This window comes from Halorubrum laminariae (assembly GCF_024494655.1).
GTDB lineage: Archaea > Halobacteriota > Halobacteria > Halobacteriales > Haloferacaceae > Halorubrum > Halorubrum laminariae.
The window spans coordinates 567,838-574,186 of sequence record NZ_JANHDL010000002.1 but is presented as its reverse complement, the minus strand read 5'-3'; the positions used below and the strand labels follow the sequence as shown (position 1 = coordinate 574,186).

Here is a 6,349-nt window from a genome sequence, read left to right as displayed (position 1 = left end):
TACTACCACGACTACGGCCCCGCACGCGGCGAGTTCGTCGACAACTTCTTCCAAGTCGTCGACTGGACCGAGCCCGCCGCACGCTACGAACAGGCCGTCGAACTCTTCGAGTAACTGGGCCCCGCGCCGCGCGTCTCCGAATCGCGTGCGACGCACCTCGCTGCGACTCAGGTATTCTCACGTGGACGGTCCGGCCGGCGGTCGCCGACGGACTCGCGTGCGGCCGTTTCTGCGTTCGCTCAGATCGGTAGCAGTGCCGCCCCGCCCGCGGCCGCGTTCTCCAGTTCCGGCCCGTACGCGATGACGATGTACAGGAGCGACAGGAGGATGCTGTTGTACAGCGCGTGCATCAGGGCGACGACGACGAGGTTTCCGGTGTACTCATACACCACGCCGAACAGGAGGCTCGGGAACACGAGGAGGCCGATCGCGATTGCCACGCCTGACGCGCCGCCGCCGGACAGTGAGATCACGTGCGCGGGAGCGAACACCGCGCTCGCGATGACGATTGCGGGGGCCGCCGGCAGCGACTCGCGGAGTCGGCTCTGGACGACCCCGCGGAAGAGGAACTCCTCGCAGGGACCGACGACGAGGAACATCGCGAGAACGATCGCGGGAATGATCGCGGGATTCTGCATCGCCACCGCCGCGCCTTGGTTCTGCGCGGGCTCGACGCCCGAGGTCGCCACGACCGCCGACAGCGTCAGCGCGACCACGAACGTCGCCACCGCCCCGCCCACGGCGATCACGAGTCCGAGGAGGCTCGGGCGTTCGATCCCGAGGTACTCGACGATCCGCGTCCGGCCGAACCCGCGGAGTCGCAGGTACGCGAGCCCGGTCCCGACGAACGCGACGTACTGCCCCACGACAAGCGAGAGCGCGAGCGAGACGCCGAGCGAGAACCCGCCGACCAGTTGGCCGACCTGCGCGAAGACGAACGAGACGGCGACGTACGCGAGGACACCGAGCACGCCTACGCCGACCGCGGATCCGACCGTCTTCGCGACGGAATCGCCCCCGACCGACTGGTCGTTATCGCCCGGCTCAATGCGGTCGGCCGCGGGGTCGATCGTGGTACCGTCGGTCGGTGAACCACCGTTCGTCCCGCCGGTCGAGTCGTCTGAATCGCCACTGGAGGGACCGGTCATTACCCGCGGTAGGAGCCGGTCACGCATAGGCCTGTTCGTCCGTGGGGAGACCGACCGCTCGGGCACCGCCCCGAAGCGGACAGCGCATCGCTGGTCGTTCAGCGCCGAGTCAGTTCGTACCACAGTACGGCGGTCACGGCGCGGCCGTCGCGGAGGCCGTCGTCGACGACGGCCGCGAGCAGGTCGTCGTAGGGAACCGTCTCGACCGCGATCGACTCGTTATGGTCGAGGTCGCGGTCGGCGGTCGGCTCACAGCCAGTCGCGAGGAAGTGGTGGTGGACCGCGTTCGCCATCCCGTTCGTCGGCTCGACCGTCGTCAGTCGTTCGAACGACTCCGCCTCGTAGCCGGTCTCCTCGGCGAGCTCGCGGGCGGCGGCGTCTTCGAGGTCGCCCCCGTCGCCGGTCGGATCCTCCGCTCCGTCCTCGGGCTCGACCGTTCCCGCCGGAAGCCCGCGGTTCGTCCGACCGACCGCCTGTCGCCACTCGTCGATGACGACCACGTCGCCGTCGGGAGTAAAGGGCAGGATCACGACCGTCGGCGGCTCGTCAACGTAGTGGAACCCGTCGGTCTCACCGGACGGGAACCGCACCTCGTCGCGGCGCACGTCGAACCCGGGACAGCGGTAGTCGATGTCGGTCGAGAGCGTCTCCCACGAGAGGTCGGCTGCGGAGTCGTCCATGGATCGGAGTCGGCGCTCGGGGCTAAATAGCCGCACGCTCGCGGAGCGTCCCGACCGCCAGCGTCGCGACGACCCCGATCACCCACGCGAGCGTCCCCAACACGACCGCCTGCACGCCGAGGTAGACGAGCCCGTCGGGCCCGAGCAGGGCGGCGACCCGTTCCGCGAACGGCCGCCCGGGGAGACCGAGGAGGTAGTGGTCTGCGCTGTATCCGAGTAACGCCGCGTAGACGGTCGTCCACGGGGCGATCAGCCCGCTCCGGCGATACGCGAGCCCCGCGGCCGCGAGGACGCCGACGACGGCGGCCTCGCCGGCGAGGAACACGACGCCGCCCGCGATCTCGAACACGCCGGTCGCGTAGGCGACGAAGACGAGCGCGAAACACGCAGGCGGCGCGACGAGTCGCGGATCGGGGCGCGGGCGCGAGCGCGGCGGACCGATGAGGAGCGTGTGGAGGGAGGGCACAGTCGGCGATGATTGCGACGGCACAAAAAGGTCGGTAGGGCTCGGCGACCCTCACTCCCAGTCGCCGAGCGACGCCTGTCCCTCCTCGGAGCGTCGCGGCCGATCCCCGGGCGTACCGTCGTCGGTGTCATCTTCCTCGATGGTCGGCTCTGCACCGACCCAGTCGGTGAGTTTGCTGCCGTCGCCGCCGGTGGCGGCTCGGGTTTCGGACGGCCCGGACTCCTCGCCGTCGGTCTGCTCGGCCGCATCGAACCCGGAGAGGGTCGCTTGGTCGCCCTCGGCGAAGTCGAGCTTCGAGACGCGGACGCCGAGCTTGCGGACCCGCACGCCGTCGAACTCGTCGAGGAGGTCGAGCGCCACCGCCTCGACGAGGTCCGGGTCGTCGACGGGACCGGGGAGGCTCCGGGCGCGGGTGTTCACCTCGAAGGGCGGCTCCACGGCCTTGATGCCGATGGTGCGGTACAGACAGCCGCGCTCGCGGGCGCGGCGGGCCACGTCGGCCGCCAGCGCCGAGACGGTGTCCCGCTTCGTCTCGTCGTCGTCGGTGGCCGGCAGCGACGACTCCCGCGAGAGGCTCTTCGGGAGGCCCGTGGGTGTCACCGCTCGCTCGTCATCGCCGCGGGCACGTCGGGACAGCGCTCGGCCGCGGTCACCGAGTTCCTCGGCGAGTCGGTCGGGATCGGCGGCGGCGAGGTCGCCTGCGGTCTCGATGCCCATCTCGGCGAGAGTCCGCTCCGTCACGGGCCCGACACCGTGGACATCGGCGGTCGGCAACGGGGCGAGGAAGTCGGCGACCGTTCCGGGTGGGACGACGACGAGCCCGTCGGGTTTGTCGGCGTCGCTCGCGACCTTCGCGGCGGACATGTTGGGGGCGACGCCGACGCTCGCCGGTACCCCCGCCTCGCGTTCGATCCGCGATTTGACGTGGCGGGCGTACCCCTCGGCGAGCGTCCGGACATCGGCGGGACCAGCCGCGGTACTCGGGGGTGGGTCGGTGGTCTCAGGATCGGCGGTCTCCGCGTCGGTGGTCTCAGGATCGGCGGTCTCCGCGTCGGTGATCTCCGGATCGGAGCCGCATTCGCCGCCGCCAGCGACCGCCCAAGACGTGCGGTCGGTGACGTCGAGGTACGCCTCGTCGATGCTCACCTCTCGCCGCGTGTCGGCGCAGTCGCGGATGACCGCCTTCACCTCGCTCGCCACGTCCTTGTAGAACTCGAGGTCGACGGGGAGGTACCGGCCCGTCTCAGCGGGGTCCGGCGCGTCCGGATCGTCGGGGTCGGCGTCGGCGCGGCGGGGGAGAAGCTCAAGCGCCGCCGAGATCGGCATCGCGCTCTCGACGCCGAACGCGCGGGCCTCGTAGCTCGCGGTCGCGACCGCGCCGATCGTCCCGCCTGCCTCGTATCCCATCCCCACGACGACCGGCTCGTCGGCGAGTTCGGGACGGCGCAGGCGCTCGCAGGAGGCGTAAAAACAGTCCATGTCGACGTGGAACACGACGCGGTCGCTCTCCGCGTCGCTGGCGGTCGCGGCCGTGCCCGGAAGCGTCCCGCCGCCCATCGGTGGCACATCCGTGCTCGCCAACCTTAAGAACCGGCCACGGGCGGGGTGACCGACGCAGCGAGGCCAACTGACTATCTCCCGAAGCAGGCCGCCTGCCGAATCACACACCTGTGATCTCGACGATGGCGACCCCCGGAACCGGATCGATTCTCGGGCGTCCAAAAGCGCCTTTGCAGCCCCTCCCGTATCGCGAGTGAATGGGGTTACTCTCGCGGGCCGCCGAGACCGACCGACGCGTCGTCGTGCTGGCGCTCGCTCGGATGGTCGGGGCGGCCGGGAACTCGTTTCTCATCGTCGTGCTGCCGCTGTACATCGCGAGCGACCTGATCGATATCGACGTGCTGCTCGGCTCCGCAGTTGGGGTCGGCCCCGCGTCGGTGACGCTGACCGAGCCGCTTCTCATCGGAATCGTCCTCTCGCTTTTCGGCTTCCTCAACAGCTTCTCACAGCCGCTGACCGGGCGGCTCTCAGACCGAACGGGCGTTCGACGGCCGTTCGTACTGGCCGGTATCTTGCTTCTCGGGACGGCAAGCGGGCTGTACACGATCGCGGAGACGTACTGGCACCTCGTCCTCTTGCGGGCGGCACAGGGGTTCGGCGCGGCGCTCATCATCCCGGCGACGGTCGCGCTCGTCAACGAGTACGCCGCGAGCGACAGCGACCGCGGCGGGAACTTCGGCGTGTACAACACCTTCCGGCTGATCGGGTTCGGGTTCGGTCCGGTGTTCGCGGGGGCGGTCGTCGAGGGCGGCCCGTACGACCTCTCGCTCGTCGGACTCCCCGTCCTCGACGGGTTCGACGCGGCGTTCGTCGCTGCCTGCGCCGGCGCGTACCTCAGCTTCGTCTTGGTGTTCCTGCTTGTCCGCGACGCCGCGGAGTCGAGCGCGGCGAGCGACGACCTCTCGATCCGGGTGCGCGGGGAGGACCGGCTGCTCGATCCCGTGTTCGCGCTCGGGCTGGCGACGGTCGCGATGGGCCTGTGTATCGCGATGTACGCCACGCTCCAGAACCAGATCAACGTCCGGCTCGACCAAGCGCCCGTGTGGTTCGGGGTCCAGTTCGGGGCGGTCACGATCGCGAACGTCCTCTTGCAGGTTCCCGTCGGGCAGGCGAGCGACCGGATCGGTCGCCGGCCGTTCCTGCTCGCCGGGTTCGTGCTGCTCGCGCCGACGACACTGTTGCAGGGGATCGTCACCGACCCCCTCGTGATGACGCTCGTCCGGCTCGGGCAGGGGGTCGCGGTCGCGTTCGTGTTCGCGCCGTCGCTCGCGCTCGCGGGCGACCTCGCGCGGGAGGGCGAGTCCGGGACGACCCTGTCGGTGCTCACGATGGGGTTCGGCTTCGGCATCGCGCTCGGCCCGCTGGCGTCCGGCTGGCTCGTCGGCTTCGGGTTCGTCGTCCCCTTCGCCGTCGGCGCGGTGCTGGCGGCGGTCGCGCTCGTCGGCGTCGTGACGCAGGTCGAAGAGACGCTCGGGACGAACGACGGGACACCGACGGCGGCTGCGGACTGATCCGGAGAGAACGGCACCGCGCCGCCGGAGTGAGGTCACCGCGCCCGCCGACCCGCCTGTCGGTCGAGGTGGCGCGTGTAGCCGCCGACGCCGAGACCGAAGCCGACCACGATCAGGACGAACCCGAAGAGCCGCGTGGTTCCGACGGTCATCAACGTGAGGATCGCGCCGAAGACGAACGCGAAGACGCCGGCGACGACGATCCCCGCGTCGACGAGCGGAGACGGCTGGACCGCCTCGCAGTGCGGGCAGATGCGCGCGTCGCTCGGGATCGGCTCCCGGCAGTCGACGCAGCGGACGCGGTCGCGGGACACGACCGAGAGTTCGCCGTCGTCCATATATAACGGGCGGTGGATCGGCGTTGAAGTCGGCTGTGGGACGGGCGTGTCGGCTGTGGCGGCTGGGGTGTCGGTGCGGGATCACCGTCGACCGCCGGGTTTTAGGTGCGGCTGCGGCGAACGCCCGGCCATGTTCGACACGATCGTCGTCGCGACCGACGGCTCCGACAGCGTCCGCAGGGCCGTCGGCGTCGCGGTCGATATCGCCGCGCGGTTCGAAGCGGAGGTCCACGCCGTCTACATCGTCGACAGCGGCGAAGTCGAATCCACGCCAGACGAGGTCCGAGAGGACCTCCGCGACGCGCTCGACGATCACGGCGAGTCGGCGCTCGCGGAGGTGAAAGATGTCGCGACCGACCGCGATTCCGACCTCGCCGTCACCGCCGAAGTGCGCGAGGGGCGTCCCGCCGCGGAGATCGCCGGCTACGCCCGCGACGTCAACGCCGACGTGGTTGCCATGGGGACGCGCGGACGACACGGCGAGAACCGCTTCCTCATCGGCTCCGTCGCCGAGCGCGTCGTCCGGACCTGTCCGGTCCCCGTGCTCACCGTCCGCCAACTCACCGACGAGGACCCCCGGCGGACGACGATCTGACTCCGGCCGCACCCGCCGACCGACGCCGAGAGCGGCGGAGTTTTCCCCTTC

The 6,349-nt window shown here is 70.5% G+C and carries 8 protein-coding genes; 3 read left to right on the top strand and 5 right to left on the bottom strand.

Annotated features, from left to right (window positions below; all coding sequences use genetic code 11):
• On the top strand, positions 1-114 hold a 114-nt coding region (locus NO887_RS06055), incomplete at its 5' end, for a Fe-Mn family superoxide dismutase (RefSeq protein WP_256417582.1).
• A gap of 125 nt (positions 115-239) precedes the next feature.
• Here the strand turns inward: NO887_RS06055 and NO887_RS06050 are convergent.
• The 4 genes from NO887_RS06050 to NO887_RS06035 form a co-directional block, all read right to left on the bottom strand.
• On the bottom strand, positions 240-1,148 hold the full coding sequence (locus NO887_RS06050; protein WP_256417558.1) for a CPBP family intramembrane glutamic endopeptidase: 909 nt from the start codon (positions 1,146-1,148) through the stop codon (positions 240-242).
• A 98-nt stretch (positions 1,149-1,246) separates the two neighbouring features.
• The gene (locus tag NO887_RS06045; RefSeq protein ID WP_256417557.1) at positions 1,247-1,828 is read right to left on the bottom strand and encodes an NUDIX hydrolase; all 582 of its coding nucleotides are present in this window, start codon (positions 1,826-1,828) and stop codon (positions 1,247-1,249) included.
• Between the two features lie 22 nt (positions 1,829-1,850).
• Positions 1,851-2,294, bottom strand: coding sequence for a hypothetical protein (locus tag NO887_RS06040; RefSeq protein WP_256417556.1), 444 nt, complete (start codon positions 2,292-2,294; stop codon positions 1,851-1,853).
• A 51-nt stretch (positions 2,295-2,345) separates the two neighbouring features.
• Positions 2,346-3,851 carry a DNA polymerase Y family protein gene (locus tag NO887_RS06035; RefSeq protein ID WP_256417581.1) on the bottom strand — a complete coding sequence of 502 codons (1,506 nt, stop codon included), beginning with the start codon at positions 3,849-3,851 and terminating at the stop codon, positions 2,346-2,348.
• 200 nt (positions 3,852-4,051) lie between these two features.
• On the opposite strand from NO887_RS06035, the gene NO887_RS06030 reads away from it, so the two are divergent.
• Positions 4,052-5,365 carry an MFS transporter gene (locus tag NO887_RS06030; protein ID WP_256417555.1) on the top strand — a complete coding sequence of 438 codons (1,314 nt, stop codon included), beginning with the start codon at positions 4,052-4,054 and terminating at the stop codon, positions 5,363-5,365.
• A 35-nt stretch (positions 5,366-5,400) separates the two neighbouring features.
• Here NO887_RS06030 and NO887_RS06025 read toward each other — a convergent pair whose 3' ends face one another.
• A complete protein-coding gene (locus NO887_RS06025; RefSeq protein ID WP_256417580.1) occupies positions 5,401-5,679 on the bottom strand; it encodes a zinc ribbon domain-containing protein in 279 nt (92 codons plus the stop codon).
• A gap of 154 nt (positions 5,680-5,833) precedes the next feature.
• Here NO887_RS06025 and NO887_RS06020 point away from each other — a divergent pair, with 154 nt between their 5' ends.
• The gene (locus NO887_RS06020) at positions 5,834-6,298 is read left to right on the top strand and encodes a universal stress protein (protein WP_256417554.1); all 465 of its coding nucleotides are present in this window, start codon (positions 5,834-5,836) and stop codon (positions 6,296-6,298) included.
• The last annotated feature ends 51 nt before the right edge of the window (positions 6,299-6,349 follow it).